The 24,849-nt window shown below is 63.0% G+C and carries 25 protein-coding genes; 15 read left to right on the forward strand and 10 right to left on the reverse strand.

Annotated features, from left to right (window positions below; all coding sequences use genetic code 11):
• The first annotated feature begins 47 nt into the window (after positions 1-47).
• On the forward strand, positions 48-407 hold the full coding sequence (folB, locus tag FJ978_RS00190) for a dihydroneopterin aldolase (protein WP_023769331.1): 360 nt from the start codon (positions 48-50) through the stop codon (positions 405-407).
• On the forward strand, positions 391-903 hold the full coding sequence (gene folK, locus FJ978_RS00195; protein WP_013895263.1) for a 2-amino-4-hydroxy-6-hydroxymethyldihydropteridine diphosphokinase: 513 nt from the start codon (positions 391-393) through the stop codon (positions 901-903). Before folB ends, folK begins: the two co-directional genes overlap by 17 nt.
• 12 nt (positions 904-915) lie before the next feature.
• On the opposite strand, the gene FJ978_RS00200 is transcribed toward folK, so the two are convergent.
• The gene (locus tag FJ978_RS00200; RefSeq protein WP_140569312.1) at positions 916-1,461 is read right to left on the reverse strand and encodes a DUF924 family protein; all 546 of its coding nucleotides are present in this window, start codon (positions 1,459-1,461) and stop codon (positions 916-918) included.
• Positions 1,462-1,488: 27 nt separating this feature from the next.
• A complete protein-coding gene (locus FJ978_RS00205) occupies positions 1,489-3,324 on the reverse strand; it encodes a monovalent cation:proton antiporter-2 (CPA2) family protein (protein ID WP_023769333.1) in 1,836 nt (611 codons plus the stop codon).
• 246 nt (positions 3,325-3,570) lie between these two features.
• Here FJ978_RS00205 and FJ978_RS00210 point away from each other — a divergent pair, with 246 nt between their 5' ends.
• A complete protein-coding gene (locus tag FJ978_RS00210; protein WP_013895266.1) occupies positions 3,571-3,837 on the forward strand; it encodes a hypothetical protein in 267 nt (88 codons plus the stop codon).
• A gap of 77 nt (positions 3,838-3,914) precedes the next feature.
• Here FJ978_RS00210 and FJ978_RS00215 read toward each other — a convergent pair whose 3' ends face one another.
• The 4 genes from FJ978_RS00215 to FJ978_RS00230 all read right to left on the reverse strand — a co-directional run bounded on the left by FJ978_RS00215 (position 3,915) and on the right by FJ978_RS00230 (position 7,730).
• Positions 3,915-4,466 (reverse strand): hypothetical protein, encoded by a 552-nt coding sequence (locus FJ978_RS00215; protein ID WP_013895267.1) that lies wholly within the window; start codon positions 4,464-4,466, stop codon positions 3,915-3,917.
• A 99-nt stretch (positions 4,467-4,565) separates the two neighbouring features.
• Positions 4,566-5,675: a YcjF family protein gene (locus tag FJ978_RS00220; protein ID WP_140569314.1), complete on the reverse strand. Its 1,110-nt coding sequence runs from the start codon at positions 5,673-5,675 to the stop codon at positions 4,566-4,568.
• On the reverse strand, positions 5,672-7,150 hold the full coding sequence (locus FJ978_RS00225; RefSeq protein WP_140569316.1) for a YcjX family protein: 1,479 nt from the start codon (positions 7,148-7,150) through the stop codon (positions 5,672-5,674). Before FJ978_RS00225 ends, FJ978_RS00220 begins: the two co-directional genes overlap by 4 nt.
• A gap of 76 nt (positions 7,151-7,226) precedes the next feature.
• Positions 7,227-7,730, reverse strand: a complete 504-nt coding sequence (locus FJ978_RS00230) for a histidine phosphatase family protein (RefSeq protein WP_013895270.1) — start codon at positions 7,728-7,730, stop codon at positions 7,227-7,229.
• 273 nt (positions 7,731-8,003) lie between these two features.
• Between FJ978_RS00230 and dksA the strand changes: the two genes are divergently transcribed.
• Positions 8,004-8,420 (forward strand): RNA polymerase-binding protein DksA, encoded by a 417-nt coding sequence (dksA, locus tag FJ978_RS00235; protein ID WP_006202025.1) that lies wholly within the window; start codon positions 8,004-8,006, stop codon positions 8,418-8,420.
• Positions 8,421-8,541: 121 nt separating this feature from the next.
• Here the strand turns inward: dksA and FJ978_RS00240 are convergent, their stop codons facing one another.
• Positions 8,542-9,285, reverse strand: a complete 744-nt coding sequence (locus FJ978_RS00240) for a flagellar biosynthetic protein FliO (RefSeq protein ID WP_140569318.1) — start codon at positions 9,283-9,285, stop codon at positions 8,542-8,544.
• A gap of 329 nt (positions 9,286-9,614) precedes the next feature.
• Between FJ978_RS00240 and FJ978_RS00245 the strand changes: the two genes are divergently transcribed.
• Positions 9,615-12,191: a PAS domain-containing sensor histidine kinase gene (locus FJ978_RS00245; RefSeq protein WP_013895272.1), complete on the forward strand. Its 2,577-nt coding sequence runs from the start codon at positions 9,615-9,617 to the stop codon at positions 12,189-12,191.
• Between the two features lie 83 nt (positions 12,192-12,274).
• Complete coding sequence (locus FJ978_RS00250; RefSeq protein WP_013895273.1) at positions 12,275-12,988, forward strand: DeoD-type purine-nucleoside phosphorylase; 714 nt, start codon at positions 12,275-12,277, stop codon at positions 12,986-12,988.
• Between the two features lie 115 nt (positions 12,989-13,103).
• Here FJ978_RS00250 and FJ978_RS00255 read toward each other — a convergent pair whose 3' ends face one another.
• The gene (locus tag FJ978_RS00255) at positions 13,104-13,409 is read right to left on the reverse strand and encodes a ribbon-helix-helix domain-containing protein (RefSeq protein WP_013895274.1); all 306 of its coding nucleotides are present in this window, start codon (positions 13,407-13,409) and stop codon (positions 13,104-13,106) included.
• 234 nt (positions 13,410-13,643) lie between these two features.
• Here FJ978_RS00255 and FJ978_RS00260 point away from each other — a divergent pair, with 234 nt between their 5' ends.
• The 3 genes from FJ978_RS00260 (at position 13,644) to FJ978_RS00270 (ending at position 16,282) form a co-directional block, all read left to right on the forward strand.
• Entirely contained in the window at positions 13,644-14,039 is a 396-nt protein-coding gene (locus tag FJ978_RS00260) for a VOC family protein (RefSeq protein WP_140569319.1), read from the forward strand.
• Positions 14,040-14,116: 77 nt separating this feature from the next.
• A complete protein-coding gene (locus FJ978_RS00265) occupies positions 14,117-14,665 on the forward strand; it encodes a hypothetical protein (RefSeq protein WP_013895276.1) in 549 nt (182 codons plus the stop codon).
• Positions 14,666-14,710: 45 nt separating this feature from the next.
• On the forward strand, positions 14,711-16,282 hold the full coding sequence (locus FJ978_RS00270) for a GMC family oxidoreductase (RefSeq protein WP_140569321.1): 1,572 nt from the start codon (positions 14,711-14,713) through the stop codon (positions 16,280-16,282).
• A gap of 56 nt (positions 16,283-16,338) precedes the next feature.
• On the opposite strand, the gene FJ978_RS00275 is transcribed toward FJ978_RS00270, so the two are convergent.
• Complete coding sequence (locus FJ978_RS00275) at positions 16,339-16,737, reverse strand: hypothetical protein (RefSeq protein ID WP_140569323.1); 399 nt, start codon at positions 16,735-16,737, stop codon at positions 16,339-16,341.
• Positions 16,738-17,050: 313 nt separating this feature from the next.
• On the opposite strand from FJ978_RS00275, the gene urtA reads away from it, so the two are divergent.
• The 6 genes from urtA to FJ978_RS00305 all read left to right on the forward strand — a co-directional run bounded on the left by urtA (position 17,051) and on the right by FJ978_RS00305 (position 23,484).
• The gene (urtA, locus tag FJ978_RS00280) at positions 17,051-18,361 is read left to right on the forward strand and encodes an urea ABC transporter substrate-binding protein (RefSeq protein ID WP_013895279.1); all 1,311 of its coding nucleotides are present in this window, start codon (positions 17,051-17,053) and stop codon (positions 18,359-18,361) included.
• Between the two features lie 106 nt (positions 18,362-18,467).
• Entirely contained in the window at positions 18,468-20,084 is a 1,617-nt protein-coding gene (gene urtB, locus FJ978_RS00285; RefSeq protein WP_140569325.1) for an urea ABC transporter permease subunit UrtB, read from the forward strand.
• Entirely contained in the window at positions 20,081-21,316 is a 1,236-nt protein-coding gene (gene urtC, locus FJ978_RS00290; protein ID WP_140569327.1) for an urea ABC transporter permease subunit UrtC, read from the forward strand. Before urtB ends, urtC begins: the two co-directional genes overlap by 4 nt.
• A gap of 6 nt (positions 21,317-21,322) precedes the next feature.
• A complete protein-coding gene (gene urtD, locus FJ978_RS00295; protein ID WP_023764840.1) occupies positions 21,323-22,069 on the forward strand; it encodes an urea ABC transporter ATP-binding protein UrtD in 747 nt (248 codons plus the stop codon).
• A gap of 69 nt (positions 22,070-22,138) precedes the next feature.
• Positions 22,139-22,834, forward strand: a complete 696-nt coding sequence (gene urtE / locus FJ978_RS00300) for an urea ABC transporter ATP-binding subunit UrtE (protein ID WP_140569328.1) — start codon at positions 22,139-22,141, stop codon at positions 22,832-22,834.
• Positions 22,835-23,307: 473 nt separating this feature from the next.
• Complete coding sequence (locus FJ978_RS00305) at positions 23,308-23,484, forward strand: hypothetical protein (protein ID WP_013531844.1); 177 nt, start codon at positions 23,308-23,310, stop codon at positions 23,482-23,484.
• Positions 23,485-23,533: 49 nt separating this feature from the next.
• Here FJ978_RS00305 and FJ978_RS00310 read toward each other — a convergent pair whose 3' ends face one another.
• A complete protein-coding gene (locus FJ978_RS00310) occupies positions 23,534-24,685 on the reverse strand; it encodes a GGDEF domain-containing protein (protein ID WP_140569330.1) in 1,152 nt (383 codons plus the stop codon).
• Between the last annotated feature and the right edge of the window lie 164 nt (positions 24,686-24,849).

Below are 24,849 nucleotides of genomic sequence, written 5' to 3' on the forward strand. Positions count from 1 at the left end.
TGCGTCCAAGTGGACGCACGTCGCTCTAAGGACCGGGACGCTGAGCCATGTATGTCATCCGCTTGAAAAACTGCGCCTTCTTTGCCCGGCATGGCGTGCTGGACGAGGAGGAGGCGCTGGGCCAGCGTTTCTATGTCGACGCGGTGCTGTCCGTCGAACCCGGACGCGCCCTTGTCGACGACGCGATCGGGGAGACCGTCAATTACGGCATCGCCTTCATGGTGATCGAGAAGATCATCACCGGGGAGCGGCGCTTCCTGATCGAGGCCCTGGCAATGGAGGTGGCAAAGGCGCTGACGGAACGGTTTCCCCAAATCAGGAAGGCCGAAATCACCGTGCGCAAGCCCAACGCACCGGTGCCCGGCGTGCTCGATTACGTCGAGGTGACCGTTGTCTGGCCAGAATAACACCGTCTATCTCAGCCTCGGCGGCAATCTCGGCGACCCGGCGGCCTCGATGGCCGCGGCGCTGCGCATTCTCGACGCCGATGCCGATACAAGCGTGGCCGCCGTCTCCTCGCTCTACCGCACGCCGCCCTGGGGCAAGCTCGACCAGCCGGATTTCCTCAACGCCGCCGCCGAACTGTCGACGCGGCTTTCGCCTCGCGCGCTGCTCGACCTCTGCCTCGACGCGGAGCGCAAGCTGAAGCGGGTGCGCGAGGAGCGCTGGGGGCCGCGCCTGATCGACATCGACATTCTGGTGTTCGGTGACCGTGTCATCCATGAGACGGGGCTGGAAGTGCCGCATCCGCGCATGCTGGAACGCGCTTTCGTCCTGGCGCCGCTGGCCGAGATCGCGCCCGGTCTGGCGGTTGCCGGCCGTAGCGTGGCCGAGCGCTTGGGGGCCGTCGACGCATCAGGCATCGAGCGACTGCCATCCGGCCGCGACTGGTGGCTACCCTAGGCGGGCTGGGCATCAGCCAGAGAAACCACCACCGTCCAGAAATGCCTTTTCCTCCGGCGTGGTTTCGCGGCCGAGCATCCTGTTGCGGTGCGGAAAGCGGCCGAAGCGCTGGATGATGTCGCGGTGCTCCTCGGCATATTTGAGGTATTCCGGCGCATTGGCGGCGGTGAGCGCCACGGACCTTTCCTGATCGGCGAGCAGTTCCGAGTGCTCGAATGGCAAATACAGGAACACGCGGAGTTCGGGTTCGAGCAACAGATCGTGGCCAGCCATGACCGCTTTTTGAGCGAAATGCCTGGCAAGCGGGTCGGTGGCGCACATATGGCCGGTGCCGCGAAAGCAATTGCGCGGAAACTGGTCGAGCAGGATCATCAGCGCCAGCGAGCCTTCGGCATGATCCGACCAGCCGTCGCATTCACGCCGCGCGGCTGCGTAGTGCAGGTCGAGAAAGCGATTGCGGAAGTCGGTATCGAAGGCCTCGTTCTTCTCGAACCATGCGTCCTCGCCGGCGTCACGCCAGAATTTGCTGACCGACAGGGCTCTGCTGTCCAATTCCATGCGTGGTTCCCTATTCAATCGGCGGATTCAATCGGCAGTTTCGGATTTATGCAGGACGCCGGCCGTCTCTTCATTGAGGGCCTGACCGGCACGTCGCGGCGTGGACAGCGGCGTCGGAATCGGCGTTCCGATATTGCCCCTGAGGAAACGCTGTCCGGCGCGGATGCCTTCGGCGAGCTGGGTTTCGAAACGGTCGGTGTCGCGGCGCCTGACATCCTCAATCGTTTCGGCCACGTCCTCCGGATCCACGCCGAGCGATTCCAGGGCCGAGCCGCCGAACACCAGCGCCGATTCGAAGGTCTCGCGCAGCTGGAAATCGACGCCCGCGCGAATGAGCTGCAGTGCCGTGCCGCGATCGAAGGCGCGGGCCAGTACGGTCAGCAAGGGGAACTCGGCTTTGACAAGCTCGGCGATGCGAACGGCGGCATCGGCCTTGTCGACGCAGATGAGCACGGCGCGCGCCCTGCCGGCACCCGCGGCATGGAGGATATCGAGCCGCGTGCCGTCGCCATAATAGACCTTGAAGCCGAAGTCGGCCGCCGCCTGGATCATCTCAACGTCGTTGTCGATGATCGACACATCGATGCCGCGCAGCAGCAGCGGCTGGCTGGCGATCTGCCCGAAGCGGCCGAAGCCGATGATCAGTACGCTGCCGCTCAGACCGTCGGCGACATCGACCCCATCGAGCGACTGCTCGTCGTGCGGCGTCAGGTACCGCAACGCCACGATGGCCAGCGGGGTTAGCACCATGGAGATGATGACGATGGCGGTGAGTGTCGCATTGGCCTGGTTGTCGATGATGCCGACAGCGGCGGCCGCGGAATAGAGAACGAAGGCGAATTCGCCGCCTTGCGCCATGAAAACCGCGCGTTCAAGCGCTTCGCGATGGCCTGTCTTGAGGATGCGGGCGACGGCATAGATGCCGAACGCCTTCATTGCCATGTAGGCGACGACATAGATGGCGATCAGCTTCCAGTTCGCGGCCACGACATGCAGGTCGAGCGACATGCCGACCGCGAGGAAGAACAGGCCGAGCAGGATGCCGCGGAACGGTTCGATGTCGGCCTCGAGCTGATGGCGGAAGGTCGATTCGGACAGAAGCACGCCGGCCAGGAACGCACCCATCGCCATCGACAGGCCGCTGAGCTGCATGGCGAGCGCCGACCCGAGCACGACCAGAAGCGCGGCGGCCGTCATGACTTCGCGGGCACGGGCATCCGCCAGGATGCGGAAGAAGGGGTTGAGCAGATAGCGCCCGGCCACCACCAGCCCGACGATCGCGGCAAGGCCTATACCGACCTCTGTCAGCCGCTCCGACAGGCTGGTATCGGCGCCGCCGGGCGCCAGGAACGCGATCAGGGCCAGCAGCGGCACGATGGCGAGGTCTTCCAGCAGCAGGATGGAGACGATGCGCTGGCCTTTCGGCGAGGCTATTTCGCCGCGTTCCTCGAGGAGCTGCATGACGATTGCCGTCGAGGTCAGCACGAATCCGGCGCCGGCAACGAAGGATTGCGAGACTGGAAACCCGCCGGCCATTCCAACGCCGGTCAGCAGGACTGCGCAGACCCCGACCTGAAACGCGCCGAGCCCGAAAATCTCGCGGCGCAGGCCCCATAGCCGCGACGGCTGCATTTCCAACCCGATGATGAACAGGAACATGACGACGCCGAGTTCGGCGACATGGAGGATGGCTTCCGATTCGGAAAAGATGCGCAGGCCGAACGGTCCGATCACCACGCCGGCGGCCAGGTAGCCGAGAATCGAGCCCAACCCCATGCGCTTGAAGATGGGAACGGCGACGACGCCGGCAGCAAGCAGCGCCACCACCTGGACCAGATCGCTGCCCGATGCCTCTGCCGCCATGCCGTCATTCCGCTCGTTCGAGGATCGTTTTCGATTGTGAAGTCGTGTGACAAGGGCGCAAAGATACGGGCTTCGGCGGGGATCGAATAGCCCCGAATCCGGACCAAGGCGATGTTGCAGGCGCGATACACAAGTTGACGCCGCAACCACGTTGCTTCTTGCCACAATCAGAGGTTAAGGACGCTCGGCTTCGGCCATTGGAGGGCGCGACGATCAAGTCGCGCCCTTTTTGAGGAGATGACTGACATGAAGAAGTTTTTGTTTGTTGCCGTCGGCCTGGCGGTGCTGGCCGGTTCGGCTTGCTCCAAGGCGCCTGAGTGCACGGCGGAGATCGCGACCAAGAAAGCGCAGGACATGGCCGCCGCGCTGCAGGAAGCGATCACCAAGGATCCGTCCAAGGCGGCCGACCTGACCGCCAAGGTCCAGGCGGTGACAACGAAGTACCAGGGCGCCACCACGCTGGCCGACGCCTGCAAGGCCTATGACGAGCTGACTACGGCGATCAAGGGCTAACGCCTGATTCGATGGAATCAAAACCGAGCGGCGGCCTGATGGTCGCCGCTTTTTTGTTCGGGCAAGATCCAGGATGGTCAGTTCGGGGCGATGGAACCGACTTCGACGGTGTCGACACGTTTCAGGCTCATGCCGATCACCGGGACAAGCTGATCGGCGACGCGGACGGCAACCGTTACCGTCATCGAATTGTCGTCGGGAATGCGCGCCTGCATGACGCCGCGCAGCTGGTTGCGGTTGATGGTGAAGACCACCTTGCGGGCGTCGACCACATTGCCGCCGATAATGTCGAGGCCGGAACCGGCCGCGCCGCCCATGAAAGAGCCCTTGTAGTCGCGGCCCTTGCGCTCGATCTTGGCCGACATCTGCTGGGTGAACATGCCGACCCGGCAGCCGCCGTCGAGCGTCATGCCCATCTTGCCGTCGGGCGTCGAGCCCGTGAAGCTGCAGTTGAACTTCGTGCCCTTGTACTTGCCGGCGACGATCTCGCCCGGGCCAACCCATTTGCCTTCGGCCGAATGGAAGAATTGTTTGTCCGGCTCCGCTGCCGACGCCCCCGAGGCGATACCGGCGACCGCTGTGATCGCGGCGGCGAGAGGCAGGATGCTGGACAGAATTACGCTTTTCATCGACGACACCCGGCAACAAAGAGGCTGTTTGAAACCGGTTCGACCATGAAGAAGATTGGTTAATGCTTCGTCACTTTCGGTGCTCGAAAGCGCAATCTGTCAACCATCTCGAAGGCTCGAACCTTGTTTGCCGGGCTCGGCGGTTTCGGCGCCTTTCCTTGTCGCAAACGATGTCAGCGCCGAGAGGAAATCGCCCAGGCCCGGGCGCTTCGCGGCGCTGAAGGGCAGGGGACGCGCGGTTTCCATCGCCGCGATGCCGATGCGCGCCGTCATCATGCCGTTGACGACGCCCTCGCCAAGCTTGGCCGAAAGGCGTGCCGCCAGGCCGTGGCCGACGATCTGCTGGACGAAACTGTCGCCGACAGCGATCGAGCCGGTGACCGCCAGATGCGCCAGCACGCTGCGCGCCAGGCGGAAGAACCCTAGCGTTCCCGGACGCCCGCCATAAAGTTCCGACAGGCGGCGAATGAGGCGCCCGGCCTCGAAGACTACATAGGCGACATCGACAAGCGCCCGCGGGCTGACCGCCGTCACCAGCGAGACGCGCTTGGCGGCCTCGAGGATCATCACCTTGGCCCTGGCGTCCAGGGGGCCGAGAATCTCCTCTTCGGCCAGGCGCACCAGATTGCCACCGTCGATGATCTCGCCGCGCAGTTCGGACAGGGCGCGGCGGCCGGCCGCCGTCTCGGGCTTGGCCGCGACGAAGGCAGACAGCTCGTCGACCACCGACCGTGCCGCCTTCGGATCGTCGCGGGCGATGGCATCCAGCGCCCGCTTCTGCAGCTTTTCGACTTCGGCGAGGCGGGCGATCGCCAGGAATTCGCGGATGAGGATCACCAGCAGCGCCAGCACGGCGATTACAGCCATGCCGGCGGCCAGCCAGCCCAGCCATTCGGCGCGCGCGAACAGATCGCGGATGAGCTGGTCGGTCCACAGGCCGACGGCCAGCGAAACCAGCACGCCAATGGCGCCGAAGAAAATGCTGCCGAACAGCGAGCGCTTCCTGGGGGCGATCGCCGGCGGCGGTTCGGCGGCGATGATGTCGGGTTCGTCGAAGACGTCGGCTTCCGCCGGGATGACCAGCGCGACGCCGGGCTTCATCGCTCGGGGTTTGCGCGAGGGCTCGTCCGGGCGCGCCTGTGACGTCTGTTGTCTCGGCGCGGCCTCCGGCTCGATGCGGAAGGCCGCCGGCTTGCGGGGCGCGGTCATGCCAGATGGTCTCCGATCAAGAACTGCAGGGCACGGTCGAGCCTGATATGCGGCAGCGACAGCGTGACGCCTTCGGCCGTGCGTTCGAGTTTTGGCGGACGGAACCGGACAAAACGGATTGCCGGGTCGGTGGAGTCCTGTCTATGATCCGGGCCCGAAACATCGAACACCGCATCAATTTTCTCCGGTAAGTCGCCGGGAAATATAGCGGTTTCCGTCTTTCCATCGAACGTTTCACCGTTGATCTTCTCGCCGGCGATCGGCGTGCCGATGATGACCGGCAAAGTCTCGCGGCCCTGCTTGACGGTGCCTTCGCGGGTCGCGCGTACTGCCGCCATGGCGACGACATCGACGTCGGCGCCGGTGAAATTCGCCCGCGCCACGGCACGGTCGGCCAGGCGACGCACGATCGCCTGCAAGCGGTCATGGCTTTCATGGTGCAGGTGATCGGCCTTGGTCGCCGCGACCAGGATGCGGTCGATGCGCCGCGAAAACAGGTCGGTGAGAAAACTGCCCCGCCCTAGACGGAAACAGGCCAGGATCTCGGTCACCGCCCGCTCCAGGTCGGCCATGGCGCCGGGACCGGCATTCAGCGCCTGCATGGCGTCGATCAGCACGATCTGGCGGTCGAGACGCGTGATGTGTTCGCGGAAGAAGGGTTTGACGACATGCGTCTTATAGGCCTCATAGCGCCTTTCCATCATGGCATGGAGCGAGCCGCTACGCGGGCGCCTGTCGCCGAGGCCGGGCAGCGGCGCGAAAGTCAGCGCTGGCGAGCCTTCGAGGTCGCCAGGCATCAGGAAGCGGCCTGGCGGCAAGGTCGAAAGCGCCCTTTCGTCGAGCTTGCAGGCCTTGAGATAGGCAGCGAAGCTTTCGGCCAGGCGGCGTGCGGTCATTTCGTCGGCGTCGGCGTTCGGGTCGATCTCTTCGGATATCGCCCGCCAGGCCCGCGACAGGTCCTCACGCACCGGCAAAGTGGCCATTTCAATGGCCTCGCGTGAAAAATCGGCGAAGGATTTGCCGAGCAGCGGCAGGTCGAGCAGCCATTCTCCGGGGTAATCGACGATGTCGACCGACAGTTTGCCTGATGAGAACACGCGGCTCCAGCCGGAGGCCGATTCATACTCGATGGTCAGCCGCAGTTCCGAAATGGCGCGCGTCGAATCAGGCCAGACGCGGTCGTTGACCAATGCGGCGATGTGATCTTCGTACTGGAAGCGCGGCACGGCGTCATCCGGCTGTTCTTCGAGGAAGGCGCGTGCGATTCGCCCGGACTTCTGCGCCTCGAACAGCGGCAGGCGCCCGCCGTGGATCAGATTGTGGACCAGGGCGGAGATGAACACCGTCTTGCCGGCGCGCGAAAGCCCTGTAACCCCCAACCGCATCGACGGAGAAAAAAGCCCTGAGGCACGTCCCGACAGCGTATCGAGGGCAATTCTCGCCTCGTCGGTGAAGGTGGTCAGCGATGATGCCAAAATGTAATCTTTCGGGCTTCGGTCCGTCCGATATAGGCTCTGGAACCCGGCTTTGAAATGGTGCGGGAAATCGGGATCAAAGATCGGCCGGTGTCAGAAACGCTTCGAGATAGCCGGCGTGCTGGGACGCTTTCGCCAGATCGTCGAGGAAACGCACCACCGCCAGGCCCGAGGTCGGGAAACCATGATTGAGCATTGCACGCGCCGTCTCGTCGCCGTCGCCCGAAACCGCCATGGCGAGGTCCTCCGTCATCGGGTTGTGGCCGATGACCAGCAGCGAACCCGGGCCGCCGTGCTCCCGGATGAGGCGGAGATAGCCGGCCGCGTCCTCGCTGTAGAGCGTGTCGAAAAACAGAACCTTGCCGGTGTCGGTCTGGCCGGCCAGACCCTCGAGTGTCTCCTTGGCGCGCTTGGCATTGGAGCACAGCGTCAGGTCCGGAACATAGCCCCGTGATCGCATGGCCGCTCCGATGATCTCGGCATCGGCGCGGCCGGATGCGTCGAGCGGGCGATCGAAATCGCGCATGCCGGGCAGCGCCCAACCGGCCTTGGCGTGCCGTAACAGATAGAGCCTGCTCACCCAACCTCCATGACGCCGAAAGCCGAAACCGCACCGCGATTAGCCACGAGAACGGCTTGGCGCACAATGGTTCGTGTTCTCGGCGCGATGAATCACAGGAGACTGCGCGGCAAAGGGTTGACGCACTTTCTCCATCGAATCAGGGGCATCTCGCCCCAAGGAGGGCCGCCGGGATACTTTAACAATTGCGTGAGTCGGTGGCCGATTGCGCTTGTGCAGGCGTTTGGTCGCGAATATATAGGCGCCAAATTTGGGGCTGTTTGGGTGAGTCGAATGAACGACATCGTTACCGCCGATTACGTACCCTCCGAAGACGAGCCGTTCATGAACGAACGGCAGAAATCCTACTTCCGCCTAAAGCTCGTCACCTGGAAAAATGACATATTGCGCGAAGCGCGCGAAACTCTCGAAATCCTACAGCAGGAAAACGCCAACCACCCGGACCTCGCCGACCGCGCCTCTTCGGAAACAGACCGCGCCATCGAGCTCAGGGCCCGCGATCGCCAGCGAAAGCTCATCTCGAAGATCGATTCGGCGCTGCAGCGCATCGACGAAGGCACTTACGGCTATTGCGAGGAAACCGGCGAGCCGATCGCGCTGAAGCGGCTCGATGCGCGCCCGATCGCGACATTGTCGATCGAAGCGCAGGAGCGGCATGAGCGCCGCGAGAAAGTCTACCGCGACGACTGAGCCATACTTCCCGCGCTGAGTTGCGGTGACATCGATGTTGAAATGGCCGGGAAACCGGCCATTTTTTGTCGAGACCTCAGCGCCGAATCAGCCCAGCCCACCGGCAAGCGGCTCAGGCGCGCTACCTCTTCTGGCTGGACAGTTCGCCCAGAAGCTTGGTCATTTCGTCGTCGAGGGACTGCGGCGCCTTGGCCGCCGGTTTGCCCGCCGGGACGCCGGAGCGGGGCTGGTCGAGCGAAACCTCGAGTTCCCTCATCAGCGTGTCGTCGATGCTGTCCTGCCTTGACGGCGGCGGCGCGTGCTTGACGACATTGGCGTTGGCGGAGCCATAGGCGGGCAGCGGCGTGACATTGGTCGACTGATAGGGTTGCGTCGCCGGCTTCGGTGCGGGCGCCGGTGGCGGCGCTGCCGGGCGCGGGCGGGCGGGCATCGCCGCGGTCACCGGCTGCGGCGCCGGTGCCTGTCTTGGAGGCGCGGGGGCGGGCTGGGGCGGCCGTGGCTTTGCCGGGGCCGCGGTGGCAGGGACAGGCTGCAGGCCGCCATCTCCGGTCAGCGCCGGACGGCGCGGCGCGGCAAGGCGAATGTCGCGTTCGACGACGACATCGGTCGGGCCGCCGATCAGAAGCAGGTGCTCGATATCGTCGCGGCGCACCAGCACCAGCCGGCGATGGCTGTCGACGGCGGTGGCGTCCATGACGGCCAGCCGCGTCTTGCGGTTGCGGCCGCCGGCGACAAAGGTGCCGAAGGTCAGGTTGCGGACAAGCCTGATGATGACGAGCACGATGACCAGCAGGATCAGCGCGGCGAAGGTCCACAGGAGTGCTGCCGCATAACCGGGGCCCGCCACGCTATCCAGCCACTGCATTGATTTCCCCTGGTCGGTTTTGGAAAGTGAGGCGACACTAGACCGTTGCGGCTGGCCACCGCAAGTTACCTTTCACGCATCGTGAACAGCTTGAAACACTAGGAGGGCCGGTCGGCATCATTTTTATCTGACATTTGCCGCCCGGGCCTTTTCCGGACTAGGAGAATGTGATTCAACCGGCTAAAGCGCGTCGCGCTGAAGCCGATTCATGCGACGCGCCTTAGGCCCTTGTTTTCATGCAGGTCGTTTTCCCAAAACCGAAGTCACTTTTGGGCGACATGCATTAGGGGGCGGGTGTCGGAACGTCGGACTTCACGAGCAGGGGGCATATGGCCAAGGAAGCGCGAGCCGATTTCTATCCGGTACCGATCGTCGACCAGAACACGCGACCCGGCGCGGTCACCCGGCTCATCATCTTCATCGTCGTTCTGACGGGGGCCGCGATCGTCTTCGGCCTGTTCCGCGAGCGTCTCGGCGATCCCTTCCTGCTCGGCATGCTCGGCGTGCTGGCGATGATCGGCGTCGGCTTCCTGTTCGCGACCGCGATCGGCTTCGTCCAGATCACGCCGCGCTCGACCGGCGACGAACTCTCCAAGGCTTTCGTGGATTCGATGTCGCAGGGGCTCCTGGTCACGGACACCAAGGGCCGCGTCGTCTACGCCAACCGGGCGTACGCCGACATGACCGGAGCGTCGTCGGCCGCCGACCTGAAGACAGTCGAAGGGCTGCTTTCGGATGTTCCCGAGGCCTCGGTGACCATCTACCGGCTGGCCTCCGGCCTGCGCGACGGCCAGCCTGGCGACGGCGAATTCCGGCTGGCGCAATCGATCCGGCCCGGCGCCGAACCGGGCGCCCGCTGGTACCGCGCCCGTGCGCGCGCCTTCAGCGTTCCGGGCCAGCGGCTGCCCATGCTGGCCTGGCAACTCGCCGATATTTCGCAGGAGCGGGCCGAGCAGGAGCGTTTCTTCCTCGACCTGCAGAAGGCCATCGACCATCTCGACCACGCGCCGGCAGGCTTCTTCTCCGCCGATCAGGACGGCCGCGTCACCTACATCAACGCCACGCTCGCCGAATGGCTGGGGATCGATCTCGCCAGCTTCACGCCTGGCGCGGTGAGCTTGCCCGATATCGTCGCCGGTGACGGCATGGCGCTGGTGCGCTCGGTCAAGGCCGATCCCGGCACGACACGCAACGCCGTCATCGATCTCGACCTGACGACGATGACCGGCGAAGCGCTGCCGGTGCGCTTCATGCATCGCGTTTCGGCCAGCCGCGAAGGCATTGGCGGCCCGACGCGCACGATCGTGCTCAACCGCACGCAGGGCGAGGATGCTTCCGCCGATCTGCGCGCTTCGGAAGTGCGCTTCACCCGGTTCTTCAATTCGACGCCGATGGCGATCGCCGGCGTCGATGCCAGCGGGCGCATCCTGCGCACCAATGCGCCGTTCCTGTCGCTGTTTTCCTCGGTCGTCGACCGGGATGCCGTGGATCGCCGGGTGCGGCTCGATACGGTGATCCACGGGCGCGACCGGCCGGCCTTTGCCGCCGCCTTCGAGAAGGCCCGGCAACGGCAGGCCGACATCGATCCGATCGACACCGTGCTGCCCGGCAACGAAGACCGGCATATCCGTTTCTACGTCAATGCCGTCGCCGACGGCACCGGCGGCGAGGGCGCCGAGGAATCGGCCATCGTCTACGCCGTCGACACGACCGAGCAGAAGGCGCTCGAAGGCCAGATGGCGCAAAGCCAGAAGATGCAGGCGGTCGGCCAGCTTGCCGGCGGCATCGCCCACGATTTCAACAATGTGCTGACCGCCATCATCATGGCGTCGGACCTGCTTTTGACCAATCACCGGCCGTCGGATCCGTCCTTCCCCGACATCATGAACATCAAGCAGAATGCCAACCGGGCGGCTTCGCTGGTCAGGCAGTTGCTGGCCTTCTCGCGCAAGCAGACGCTGCGGCCGGAGGTGCTGAACCTGACCGATGTGCTCGCCGATCTCAGAATGCTGCTCGCCCGCCTTGTCGGCAACGACATCAAGCTGAAGATCGATCACGGCCGCGACCTATGGCCGGTTAAGGTCGATATCGGCCAGTTCGAGCAGGTGGTGGTCAACCTGGCGGTCAACGCGCGCGATGCGATGCCGGCCGGCGGCGATCTCACGGTGCGCACCCGCAATGTCACCACCGAGGAATGCAAGACCTTCCCCTACCGCGAACTCACCGCGGCCGACTATGTCGTGGTCGAAGTCGAGGACACCGGCAGCGGCATCGCGCCGGACGTGCTGAAGAAGATCTTCGAGCCGTTCTTCACCACCAAGGAAGTCGGCAAGGGCACGGGCCTTGGCCTATCGATGGTCTACGGCATCATCAAGCAGACCGGCGGCTTCATTTTCTGTGATTCCGAAGTCGGCAAGGGATCGATCTTCCGCATCTTCCTGCCGCGTCACATCGCGGAAGCAAAGACGGCGGCCGAGCCTGGTGAAGCGCCGAGCGCGGCGCCGGCCAAACCGGCCGACAGCACCAAGGACCTGTCCGGATCCGCCACGGTGCTGCTGGTCGAGGACGAGGATGCCGTGCGCATGGGCGGCATGCGGGCGTTGACCTCGCGCGGGTATACGGTGCACGAGGCCTCCTCGGGGGTCGAAGCACTGGAAGTGTTCGAAGCGCTTGGCGGCAAGGTCGACATCGTCGTTTCGGACGTGGTGATGCCGGAAATGGACGGGCCGACCCTGCTTGGCGAATTGCGCAAGCGTCAGCCTGACATCAAGTTCGTCTTCGTGTCCGGCTATGCCGAGGACGCATTCGCCAGGAACCTGCCGGCGGACGCGCAATTCGGGTTCCTGCCGAAGCCGTTCTCGCTCAAGCAACTGGCGACGATCGTCAAGGACGTGCTCGAGTCCTAATTGGTCCGTTGCCCCGCACTTGCGCAACGCGCTGATAACGCCATGATTGCGGATGAAGGGCAGGCGGGCTCGGGGAGCAGCTGTTGACGCCGCACATCGAAGCAGACAGGGGCGACTACGCCGATACGGTATTGCTGCCGGGCGACCCGCAGCGCGCCGAATGGATGGCGCGGACATTCCTGGAAGCGCCGCGCTGCGTCAACTGCCGGCGGGGTTCGCTCGGGTTTACCGGCCTTTTTCGGGGCCAGCCGGTCAGCATTCAGGCGACGGGTATCGGTGTTTCATCGTTCCTGATCTATGCCCATGAATTGCTTGACTACTATGGTGTCCGAACATTGATCCGAACCGGCACCTGCGGCGGCCTGAGCGCGGAGGTCAAACTGCGCAGTCTCGTGATCTCGCGATGGGCGCGGCCGGAAAATACCGAGAACGGTCAGGTCTTTGGCCTTTACGACGCCGACGCCGGTCCGGATGCGGAACTTCTCGCTTGCGCATTGGCCAAGGCAGCCGAACTCGGCATCGACCACCACGCCGGTCTGACGGTCTGCACCGACATATTCTACCATCCTGAAGCGCACGCCCGCTATGCCGAAGCAAGAGCGCTTGGAGCGCTGGCCGTGGACATGGAAACCAGCGCGCTCTACCGCATCGCAGCGCATTTCGGAGCGAGGGCGTTATCGCTGCTGACCGTCGTCGACAATCTGGTTATCGGCGAGCTGACCGACTATTCCGAGCGCCAGGAGCTCTTTGCCGATATGAGCCGGCTGGCGCTCGAAATCGCTGCGGAAGGGCGCTAGGCGGTTCACGGTTTCACCGAAAACCGCTCTAACTCTTTGTTTTGACGCCATTCCCAAGGGAAAGCGCTACGCGTTTTCCCGGGAAAACCGGTTTCGCTCTTTTCCTGAAATTTCTCTAGGCCGCTTCCCGCTTCAACGCCATTCGCTCATCCATGTCGGGCCGATGGCCGCGCAGATAGAGCGCGCAGGTGGTCCGTAGCATGGAGGCGAAGTTCGGGATTTCGCCGTTGATCTCGATGGCCTCGTCGTACAGCTTCGAGATGAATTTGGGCGTCGTCAGGTTCTGGCTTTCGGCGATTTCATCGAGCAAGGCCCAGAACGTCGCCTCGAGCTGGATGCTGGTCGAATGTCCGTCGATGCGGATCGACCGGTTGATCTGGCGATAGCCTTCCGGATCCTGCGCGGCAAAGACTCGGCACATTGTTACCTCCCATTTTTTGTTGGTCTTGGGCACCGACGGAGCCGCCGGTGCCTTTTGAACACTGCCTGCGATTTCATCTTCCGTCGGACGCCCGACAACGGCAATCAGACTTTCGTCCTTGAAGCGGGATGACACTAGCCGTTTTCCCGGTCCCACGCGTGGTAATCGGCTGCCACCACCTTTCCTGGCCGGCGCGCATAATCATCTCGAAGCACGGAAGCTGCGGAGTCTGATTTGGCTAAGGCGATCCACACCATGATCCGGGTTATCGACGAGGCCCGATCCATCGATTTCTACAACAAGGCCTTCGGCCTCGATGTCGCCCAACGGCTGGATTTCGAGACCTTCACGCTCGTTTACCTCAGCAATGCCGATACACCTTTCGAAGTCGAGTTGACCGTCAATAAGGGTCGGCAGGAGCCTTATGTGCTCGGCGACGGCTATGGTCATCTCGCGGTTTCGGTCGCCGATCTCGACAGCGAACACGACCGGCTTGGCGCCCTCGGCCTTAACCCGAAGAAGATCGTCGAGTTCAATCGCGACGGTTCACTCATCGCCCGCTTTTTCTTCATCGAGGACCCCGACGGCTACAAGATCGAGGTCCTGCAGCGTGGAGGACGCTTCCAATAGGAGATAACCCGCCGCGCGAACCGGCGCGGCGCCAGCAACGGCACCTCAGGGTGCGAACAGCAAGCAGGGAGGAAACTATGGTCACGATTTATGAGAGGAAGCCTGGCTATGAGAGGAAATCTGGCCTGTCACGGCGAGAGCTTCTCAAACGCGGCGGCATCGGCGCGATGCTCGTTATCTCCGGCAGCGCCGTCATCAGCCCCGAACATGCCTGGGGGCTTGAGACATCGGCGCTGAAACCCGAGACGATGGCGACGCTGATCCAGGTGGCGCGCGACATCTATCCGCACGATCAGGTTCCGGACAAATATTACGCTGTCGCCGTCAAGGGCCATGACGAGATGGCCGGCAAGGATCCGGCCCACAAGGCGCTGATCGAAAACGGGATCGCCGACCTCGACAAGAAGGCCGGCAAGGACGGCTACCGCGGGCTTGGCTGGGAAGAACAGCGGGTCGCACTGCTCAAGGACATCGAGAGCTCGCCCTTCTTCCAGGCGGTTCGCGGCGGCCTCGTCGTCAGCCTCTACAACCAGAAGGAGGTCTGGCCGATCTTCGGCTACGAGGGCGAGGCCTATTCGAAGGGCGGCTACATCGCGCGCGGCTTCAACGACATCGAGTGGCTCTGAGCTGCGTGGCTCAACCACATCCAATTGATTTCATGGGAGGAAACCATGGCAGCACCATTTGATCTGAAGAACGATGGCGTGGTCGTCATCATCGGCTCGGGCGCCGGTGGCGGCACGCTCGGCAACGAACTTGCGCAGAAAGGCATCGACGTCGTCATCCTCGAGGCCGGCGCGCGCCACGAATATGAGGATTTCATCAACGACGAGTGGGATTCCTTTGCCCAACTCGCCTGGAAGGACAAGCGCACGACCTCGGGCGACTGGCGTGTGGCCAAGGATTTTCCGAACCTGCCGGCGTGGATCGTCAAGTCGGTCGGCGGTTCGACCACGCACTGGGCCGGAGCGTCGCTGCGCTTCCAGGAACATGAGTTCAAGACGCTGTCGACCTACGGCAGACTGGAAGGCGCCAACCTTCTGGACTGGCCAGTCACCTTGGCCGAGATGGAGCCCTATTACGCCAAGGCGGAAGCCAAGATGGGCGTGACCGGCACCAATGACTGGCCGCGGCTGCCCGGCAACAACAACTTCAAGGTGCTGAAGGCCGGAGCCGACAAGCTCGGCTACAAGGAGTGCCACACCGGCAACATGGCGATCAACTCGGTCGAACGCGACGACCGCAATTCTTGCCAGCAGACCGGCTTTTGCTTCCAGGGCTGCAAGTGGGGCGCCAAATGGTCGACGCTCTACACCGAGATCCCCAAGGGCGAGGCGACAGGCCATCTCGAGGTTCGGCCGAACGCCATGGCGGTCAAGATCAACCATGATGACAGCGGCAAGGTGACCGGCGTGGTCTATGCCAACAAGGACGGCAAGCTGCAGGAACAGAAGGCCCGCATCGTCGCCGTTGCCGGCAATTCCATCGAAAGCCCACGGCTGCTGCTCAACTCGCAATCAGCCAAGTTCCCGCATGGCCTCGCCAATTCGTCGGGGCAGGTGGGCAAGAACTACATGCGCCACACCACGGGCTCGGTCTATGCCATCTTCGACAAGCCGGTGCACATGTATCGCGGCACCACCATGGCTGGCATCGTCCGCGACGAGGCGCGCCACGATCCATCGCGCGGCTTTGTCGGCGGCTACGAGTTCGAGACCCTGTCGCTCGGCCTGCCGTTCATGGCGGCGTTCCTCGATCCGGGCAGCTGGGGCCGTTCCTTCACCACGGCGCTCGACCATTACGACCATATGGCAGGCCTGTGGATCGTCGGCGAGGACATGCCACGCGCGGAAAACCGCATCACGCTGCATGCCGATGAGAAGGACGAGCACGGCATGCCCATCGCCGACGTGCATTTCGACGACCATCCGAACGACACCGCGATGCGCAACCATGCCTACAAGCAGGCTTCGGCGCTCTACGCAGCGGTCGGCGCCACACGCACCTTCCCGACGCCGCCCTATCCCTCGACCCACAATCTCGGCACCAACCGGATGAGCGAGAAGGCGGAGGACGGCGTCGTCAACAAGCATGGCCAGACGCACGACATCAAGAACCTGTTCGTGTCGGACGGCAGCCAGTTCACCACGGGTGCCGCGGAAAACCCGACACTCACCATCGTGTCGCTGGCGATCCGCCAGGCCGACTATATCGCCGCCCAGATGTCGGCCAAGACGATCTAACCTCCCGACTGCCTGCTGGCGCGGGGCCCGACAGGGTTCCGCGCCTTTTTTTCGTTTTAGTTCTTGGTGCAGGTCGAGGCGGTGAAGGCGCCGTCGGGCTGCTTCATGATGATGTCGAAGGAGGGCGGGTTCTGGCCGTCCAGCGTCGCCTGGGTCATCGACAGCGCGTTGCCGCCGGTGGTGTAGCCACCCAATGGCCCCAGCCAGGTGATGACGCCGTTGGTATCCATCTGATAGTTGTAACCCTGCTGGGCGGTGCCGAAGGTGACAGGGCCCGTATAGACATTTCCCTTGATGGTGATGTCGCCGAGGCTGAGGAACATGCCGAGCAGATAGACTTCGCAGTGATAGGTGCCGTCGGGCATCTTGCCGTCGCTGAAGTCGGCCCGCGCGGCCCCGGTTGCTGTCGCCAGAAACACCATGCGGATGAAAATGCGTGAAATCAGGGATGCCATGACGTCGCCCGGTTGAGCAGCGAGATTGCCCTATTTTTGCGCTGTGCCGCAACATTTGTCGTTCGCGACCTGGGCGTTTAGGCCAAAATCTAGGCATTTACTAAAATTGCGCAAAAATTAGGCAGATGCCGTATGCACTGCGCAAAATTCCCTCAACCAATTTTTAACTGGCCCTCTTTGATTTGCTCAATCTAATATAGTAACTGCATGATAATGTTTGTCTATTTGCCGATTTCCTATGCCCCGGAGGCGGTTGGCATGGGGGTTGCATTGCATTGTTGCGGTGCAATCAACCAGCTTGGGAGTCTTCGCTATGAGGGGTAATTTCTCGACAATAACAAAAATGTTCTCGGCAGGTGCGGTCGCCGCCGGCCTGCTGATGTCGGCGCCCGCCAGGGCGGCCGACGATACGATCAAGGTCGGCATCCTGCATTCGCTGTCGGGGACCATGGCGATTTCGGAGACGACGCTGAAGGACGCCATGCTGATGCTCATCGACGAGCAGAACGCCAAGGGCGGCCTGCTCGGCAAGAAGCTCGAGGCCGTTGTCGTCGATCCGGCTTCAAACTGGCCGCTGTTCGCCGAAAAAGCGCGCGAGCTGATCTCCAAGGACAAGGTCGCGGCGGTGTTCGGCTGCTGGACCTCGGTGTCACGCAAATCGGTGCTGCCGGTATTCTCCGAGCTCGACAACATCCTGTTCTATCCCGTCCAGTATGAAGGCGAGGAAAGCGAGCGCAACGTGTTCTACACGGGCGCCGCACCAAACCAGCAGGCGATCCCGGCCGTGGATTACCTGATGAGCGAAGATGGCGGCTCGGTGAAGCGCTGGGTGCTGGAAGGCACCGACTACGTCTATCCGCGCACCACCAACAAGATCCTCGAAGCCTATCTGAAGGCGAAGGGCGTCGCGGCCGAGGACATCATGACCAACTATACGCCGTTCGGTTTCTCCGACTGGCAGACGGAAGTTTCGGCGATCAAGAAGTTCGGTTCGGCCGGAAAGAAGACCGCTGTCGTCTCGACCGTCAACGGCGACGCCAACGTGCCGTTCTACAAGGAACTCGGCAACCAGGGCATCAAGGCCGAGGACATCCCGGTCATGGCCTTTTCGGTCGGCGAGGAAGAACTTGCCGGTCTCGACACCAAGCCGCTGGTCGGCCATCTCGCCGCCTGGAACTATTTCGAGAGCGTCAACACGCCCGAGAACAAGAAGTTCATCGCCGACTGGCACAAGTTCATCAAGAACAACAAGCGCACCACCAACGATCCGATGGAGGCCCACTATATCGGCTTCAACATGTGGGTGAAGGCGGTCCAGAAGGCCGGCACCACCGATCCGGACAAGGTGATCGATGCCATGATCGGCGTTTCGGTGCCGAACCTGACCGGCGGCTATTCGACGATGATGCCGAACCACCACATCACCAAGCCGGTGCTGATCGGTGAGATCCAGGCCAATGGCCAATTCGAAACGGTTTCGAAGACACCTGGTCTCGTGATGGGCGACGAATGGTCCGACTATTTGCCGGACTCCAAGGATTTGATCTCCGATTGGCGCAAGCCTCTGTCCTGCGGCAACTTCAACGTCGCTACCGGCAAGTGCGGCGGCAAGGGCACGAACTGATCCTCCCGGGCTGGACCTTGCGGTCCATGCCCAAGACCGCGCGCGTCCGGACGGTTTCCTCCACTGTCCGGACGCCCATTCAACCTTCAAGGATCACCAAGACCCGATGAAGATTTTCCGTGCGATGGGCCTGACGCTTTTGTTCCTGCTGACGACGCTGTCGTCTTCGGGCGCCGCGGAAGCCGATCTGCGTGCAATTATTGCCAAGTTCGCTACGGTAACGGACTTTTCCGAGACGGGAGCCGTCGTTCACGAATTGACCGCCACAGGCGATCCCGCCGCCCAACCGGCGCTTGCCGCATTGGCTGACGGCAATCTTTACATTCGCACCGCCGACTCGATGGTGTTTGTCGGCAAGGAAGGCGATGAAAGCGTCCATCTCTTCGACCCGCTAAGCGGTGAGGCAGCTGGCGAGGCCTCCGAGGACGACATAACCAAGATCACTGTCAACAACACCTTGCGCCGCACCATCCGCGACGCGCTGGGCACGCTGACGCTTGGCGCCAAGGACCCGGCGGTGCGCGTCAGTGCCGCCGACACCATGTTCAAGACACCCGACGCGGCCAATATCGAGCCGCTCGACGCGGCGATCGCCAATGAGACTGTCGCCAGCGTCAAGGCTCTGCTCGAACAGGCCCGCGCCGCATCGGTCCTGGTCTCGGATCGGCCAGAGGCCGACAAGCTTGCGGCCGTGGCGCTGATCGGGGCGCGGGGCGATCGCGATGCGGTTTCACTGCTGACGTCGGTCGAGGGGAACGCTTCGGGAGCCGTGAAGGAAGCCGCGACCGCTGCAATCGCCAACATCAATTCGACGCTGGCCTTCTGGGATGCCGGCCAGAACATCTGGTACGGCATTTCCCTGGGCTCGGTGCTGTTGCTGGCCGCCATCGGCCTTGCCATCACCTTCGGCGTCATGGGCGTCATCAACATGGCGCATGGCGAGATGGTCATGCTCGGCGCCTACACCACCTTCGTCGTCCAGCAGGTGATCCGCACATCCTTTCCCGGCCTGTTCGACTGGTCGCTGGTGATCGCGCTGCCGCTCGCCTTCCTGGTTGCCGCGATCGTCGGTCTCGCCATCGAGCGTGGCGTCATCCGCTTCCTCTACGGACGGCCGCTGGAAACGCTGCTGGCAACATGGGGCGTGTCGCTGATCCTGCAGCAGGCGGTGCGCTCGATCTTCGGACCGACCAATCAGGAGGTCGGCAACCCCTCCTGGATGTCGGGTTCGTTCAATGTCGGACAGCTTGCGATCACCTGGAACCGGCTTTGGATCCTGGTCTTCGCGCTCACCGTCTTCGCGGTGCTGCTCTACGTGATGAAGCGCACGCCCTGGGGGCTGCAGATGCGCGCCGTCACCGCCAACCGGCGAATGGCCGCCTCGATGGGCATCAGGACGCCATGGGTCGACGCGCTGACCTTCGCGCTCGGCTCCGGCATTGCCGGCATTGCCGGCGTCGCGCTCAGCCAGATCGACAATGTCTCGCCCAATCTCGGCCGCGGCTATATCATCGACAGTTTCATGGTCGTCGTCTTCGGTGGCGTCGGCAATCTGTGGGGCACGCTGGTCGGCGCCTTTTCGCTCGGCATCGTGAACAAGTTCCTCGAGCCTTACGCCGGCGCCGTGCTCGGCAAGATCGTCGTGCTGGTGCTGATCATCCTGTTCATCCAGAAGCGCCCGCGCGGCCTGTTCGCACTCAAGGGCAGGGCGGTGGAAGCATGATCACCGGACGCTTCTTCGCCGCCGGCGCGGACCGCCGCATCGCCATCACCATCTTCATGCTGCTGGCTGTCGCCATCATCGTGCCGCTGCTCAATCTCGTAGTGTCCCCGGCGAACCCCTTCTACATCCCGTCCTATATCGTGGCGCTGACCGGCAAGTATCTCTGCTACGCGCTGCTGGCGCTTTCACTCGACCTGGTCTGGGGCTATTGCGGCATCCTCTCGCTCGGCCACGGCGCCTTCTTCGCGCTCGGCGGCTATGCGATGGGCATGTATCTGATGCGCCAGATCGGCTCGCGCGGTGTCTATGGCAACCCGATCCTGCCGGATTTCATGGTGTTCCTGAACTACAAGGAATTGCCCTGGTTCTGGACCGGTTTCGACCATTTCTGGTTCGCCGCGATCATGATGCTCGCGGTGCCCGGTCTCCTCGCCTTCGTCTTTGGTTGGTTCGCCTTCCGCAGCCGCGTCACCGGCGTCTATCTGTCCATCATCACCCAGGCGATGACCTATGCGCTGCTGCTTGCCTTCTTCCGCAACGACATGGGTTTCGGCGGCAATAACGGGCTGACCGATTTCAAGGATATTCTGGGCTTCAACGTGCAGGCCGACGCGACCCGCTCGGCGCTGTTCGCGGCCAGCGCCGTGATGCTGGCGCTTGCCGTGTTGCTGACCTGGGCGATCGTCGGCTCGAAATACGGCAAGCTCCTGATGGCTGTGCGCGACGCCGAGAGCCGTACGCGCTTCCTCGGCTGGCGGGCGGAGAACGTAAAACTGTTCGCCTTCACGATCTCTGCCGTGATGGCCGGCATTGCCGGCGCGCTCTACGTGCCGCAGGTCGGCATCATCAATCCCGGCGAGTTCGAGCCGTCCAACTCGATCGAGGTGGTGATCTGGGCAGCCGTTGGCGGCCGCGGCACCATCGTCGGCCCGATCATCGGTGCGTTGCTCGTCAATGCCGGGAAATCCTGGTTCACCGGCGTGCTGCCTGAACTGTGGCTGTTCGCACTTGGCGGCCTATTCGTCGCCGTCACGCTGCTGCTGCCAAAGGGTATCGTCGGCATGTGGGATAGCTGGCGCGGCAATGCCAGGGCGTTGCGCGCGGCCGCCGCCGCTGAAGAAGCCGGCGCCAGGGTTGGAATGGCGCCCGCGACATCGAAGCCCGTGCGCTCGCCGGCGAGGAATCCAGGCGAATGGTCCTTGTCCGACCCTGAACCGCAGGCGGCGGAGTAGGCGATCATGAGCAAGTCGAACACCATCCTCTACCTCGACGGCGTCTCGGTCTCCTTCGACGGGTTTCGCGCCATCAACAATTTGTCGCTGGTGCTCGACAAGGGCGAGATGCGGGCCATCATCGGCCCCAACGGCGCCGGCAAGACGACGATGATGGACATCGTCACCGGCAAGACGCGGCCCGACGAGGGCGAAGTGTTCTTCGACGGCCAGGTCGATCTGACCCGGCATGACGAGGCCGAGATCGCCATGATGGGCATCGGCCGCAAATTCCAGAAGCCGACGGTCTTCGAAAGCCACACGATCGAGGACAATCTGATGCTGGCGCTGAAGGGACCGCGCTCGATCTTCCCGGCGCTGTTCCATCGCCGCTCCGCGGCCGAGGCGCGGCAGATCGACGATATTCTCGGCATCATCCGGCTTGGCGACAAACGTGGCGAAATCGCAGCCAATCTCAGCCACGGCCAGAAGCAGTGGCTCGAGATCGGCATGCTCTTGGCACAGGATCCGAAGCTGTTGCTGGTCGACGAGCCGGTCGCCGGCATGACCGATGCCGAGACCGAGGAAACCGCGCGGCTGCTCAGGGATATCGCACGCGACCATTCGGTCATCGTCGTCGAGCACGACATGCATTTCGTGCGCGAGCTCGGCGTCAAGGTCACCTGCCTGCATGAGGGCTCGGTGCTCTCCGAAGGCACGCTCGACTTCGTCTCGGCCGACGAGCGTGTCGTCGAAGTCTATCTGGGGAGATGAGCATGGTGTGGCGGGTGCAATTCCATCGCTTCGATCTGTCGTTCCTCCGCTTCTGGAAAAGGCGCTGACATGCTCGAAGTTTCCAATGCCACGCTCCACTATGGCGCCGCCCAGGCGCTGCGCGGCGTGTCGCTGAAGGCGGGCGCCGGCAAGATCACCTGCGTGCTCGGCCGCAATGGTGTCGGCAAGACCAGTTTGATGAGATCGATCGTCGGCCACCACCGGCTGACGAGCGGAAGCGTTGCCTTCGAGGGGAAGGCGCTCGACCGGAGCGCGGCGTATGACCGCGCCCGGTCGGGCATCGCATTCGTGCCGCAGGGCAGGGAGATCTTTCCCCTGCTCACGGTACGGGAAAATCTCGAATCCGGCTTCGCGCCGTTGAAACGGGCCGACCGCAACGTGCCGTCCCATGTCTTCGAGTTGTTTCCGGTGCTCAAGCAGATGCTCGGCCGCCGCGGCGGTGACCTGTCCGGCGGCCAGCAGCAGCAGCTCGCCATCGGCCGGGCCTTGGTGATGCGGCCGAAACTCCTGGTGCTGGACGAGCCGACGGAAGGGATCCAGCCTTCGATCATCAAGGATATCGGCCGCGCCATTCGCTATCTTCGCGACCAGGCCGGCATCGCGGTGCTGCTGGTCGAGCAATATCTCGACTTTTGCCGTGAGCTCGCCGACGAGGTCAACATCATGGACCGCGGCCAGATCGTCCATACAGGTCCGGCCGAAGATTTAGACCGGGCTGATGTGCGGAAGTTCCTTACGGTCTAGAATCGTCTCGTCGTCATCCTGGGGCGTAGCAAGGAGCGAAGCGACGCGGTGCAGACCCCGGGATCCATGCCGTGAGATCCGCCGAAGAGTGCATCGGCGTAGAATAGAAACCCTCTTCGGCGCACTGATCGATCCCAGATACTGCACCGTGGCGGCGCTTTTAAAGCACGGCATGGATCCTTGGGTCTTCGCTCCGCTTCGCGTTCGCTACGCCTAAGGATGACGAAGTCGCGGGGTGCGCTGCGGCGCTCAATCTTTCTTCGAAGACCGCTACACGTCTCTGGCACGCTCAATATCGCGTGCTAGTCTTTTCCATGGCTTTGTGAGTCGGCCGCTTCCGTATCAGTCTGGTTATCGCAGATCGAGGAGCACGGCCAATGCCGGGCAAGTTTCACGCAAGCAAGGCTGCCTAGCTTCCCTCCTGCGATCTCTGTCGTTCAAACGCGTTTGGGCACACAGGCTAAGGGACAGCCATGGAACGTTACGTCGAGGATTACCAGAAGCGGCGGCTTACCGAACGCGTCGACATCATCGCAGCCATCAACATCTTGAGATCACAGGGCTGCGACTACGACGATCTGATCGAGGAGATCACCAAGGTCTTCTATGTCGATCTCGATACCTTCAATGAGATCGTCATGGCGGCATAAGAGCCGCGTTCGTCCACCCGCGATCAGAGGCCGGTAGTGATAGGCGTGATCAGCTCGCGCGCCGGAACGGAGAAGCGATGACGACGCGGTTGCGGCCACCGCGTTTGGCGTCATAGAGCGCCTTGTCGGCGGCACTGAGCACCTTGTCGAAGCTCGGGCCGTCCTTGGCGCCGAAGGCAAACCCGGCGCTGACTGTGCATGTCAGCGAGCCCATCTCGGTTTCTATCCGGCGCGCCGCGAAAGCGGTCCGGATGCGCTCTGCCGCTGCCTCCACGGTCTCCGGCAGGGTGCGTTTCAGCACCAGCGCGAATTCCTCGCCGCCCATGCGCGCGGCGACATCGGTCTGGCGAAGATTGCCTACGAGTTCGCTCGCGAACACCCTCAGCACCTCATCGCCCGCCGCGTGGCCGAATTCATCGTTGATGGCTTTGAAGCTGTCGAGGTCGAAGACAACGATCGCGGTAAAAGCTCCGACCGGCGCATTGCCATGCATGTCGAACAGCGCGCGCCGGTTGAGCAGGCCGGTCAAGGGATCGGTCAATGCATCGCGGCGGTGATGCCTGGCCAGACGCCCCTGGTTGAGGGCAAGCGACAACGCGCCGATGCCGGTCATGCTGGCAATGACAACGATCAGGCTCAGCTCCTCGGCCCAGTTGCTCGGCGCATGCCCCAGGACCAGTCTTCCATCCCAGGCGAGAACCATGGCGCACAGCACAAAGGACGTGGCCGTGGCCGAATAGAGCGCGGTGATGCCGATCGTGAGGGCGGGGGCTTCATCGCGACCTCTCCAGTATTCGAACGCCGTCGCGAACAGAAGCAAGGCCGCGAACAGGTTCTCGAACATGAAGCCAAGGCCGTCATAACCCAGAGCCATGGGTGGCAGCGCCACGGCCAGCGATATGCAGCCCAACAAAGCTCGCGGCATCGGCGAACCGCCGGTCCTGAACTGGTAGGCGGCACCCAGCATGGTCGAAAAACCAATCAGCAGGAAGGCCAGCGCGGCGATGCCCAGCAGGCGGCCGGGCATGTCGATATAGGCGTCATAGACAAAGATGTCGCCGACAACGAACACCAGGCTGGTCGCCCATGTCAGCAGGAATCGCTCCGACCGGGCGGTCAGCCACATGCCGAACAATGTCAGGCCCAGGCAAGCAGCGGAAAAACCGACAGCCAGCAGAAGTGAAGTGTAGTCGAGCGACATGCCCCTCTTTCCCTGCCGACGGCGGTTCCAGCTCTGCGGCTTGGCGTCGTCGCATTCATGCGGCAAGGAAGTGTCGATAAGGTTACGATCATGGCGAAGATGCCACGAATAGGCGCTTTGCTACGCGTACAAAGCATAGATGGCGCGCTTTAAGCATGTAGCCG

It is taken from the genome of Mesorhizobium sp. B1-1-7 (assembly GCF_006442705.1).
Lineage (GTDB): Bacteria > Pseudomonadota > Alphaproteobacteria > Rhizobiales > Rhizobiaceae > Mesorhizobium > Mesorhizobium opportunistum.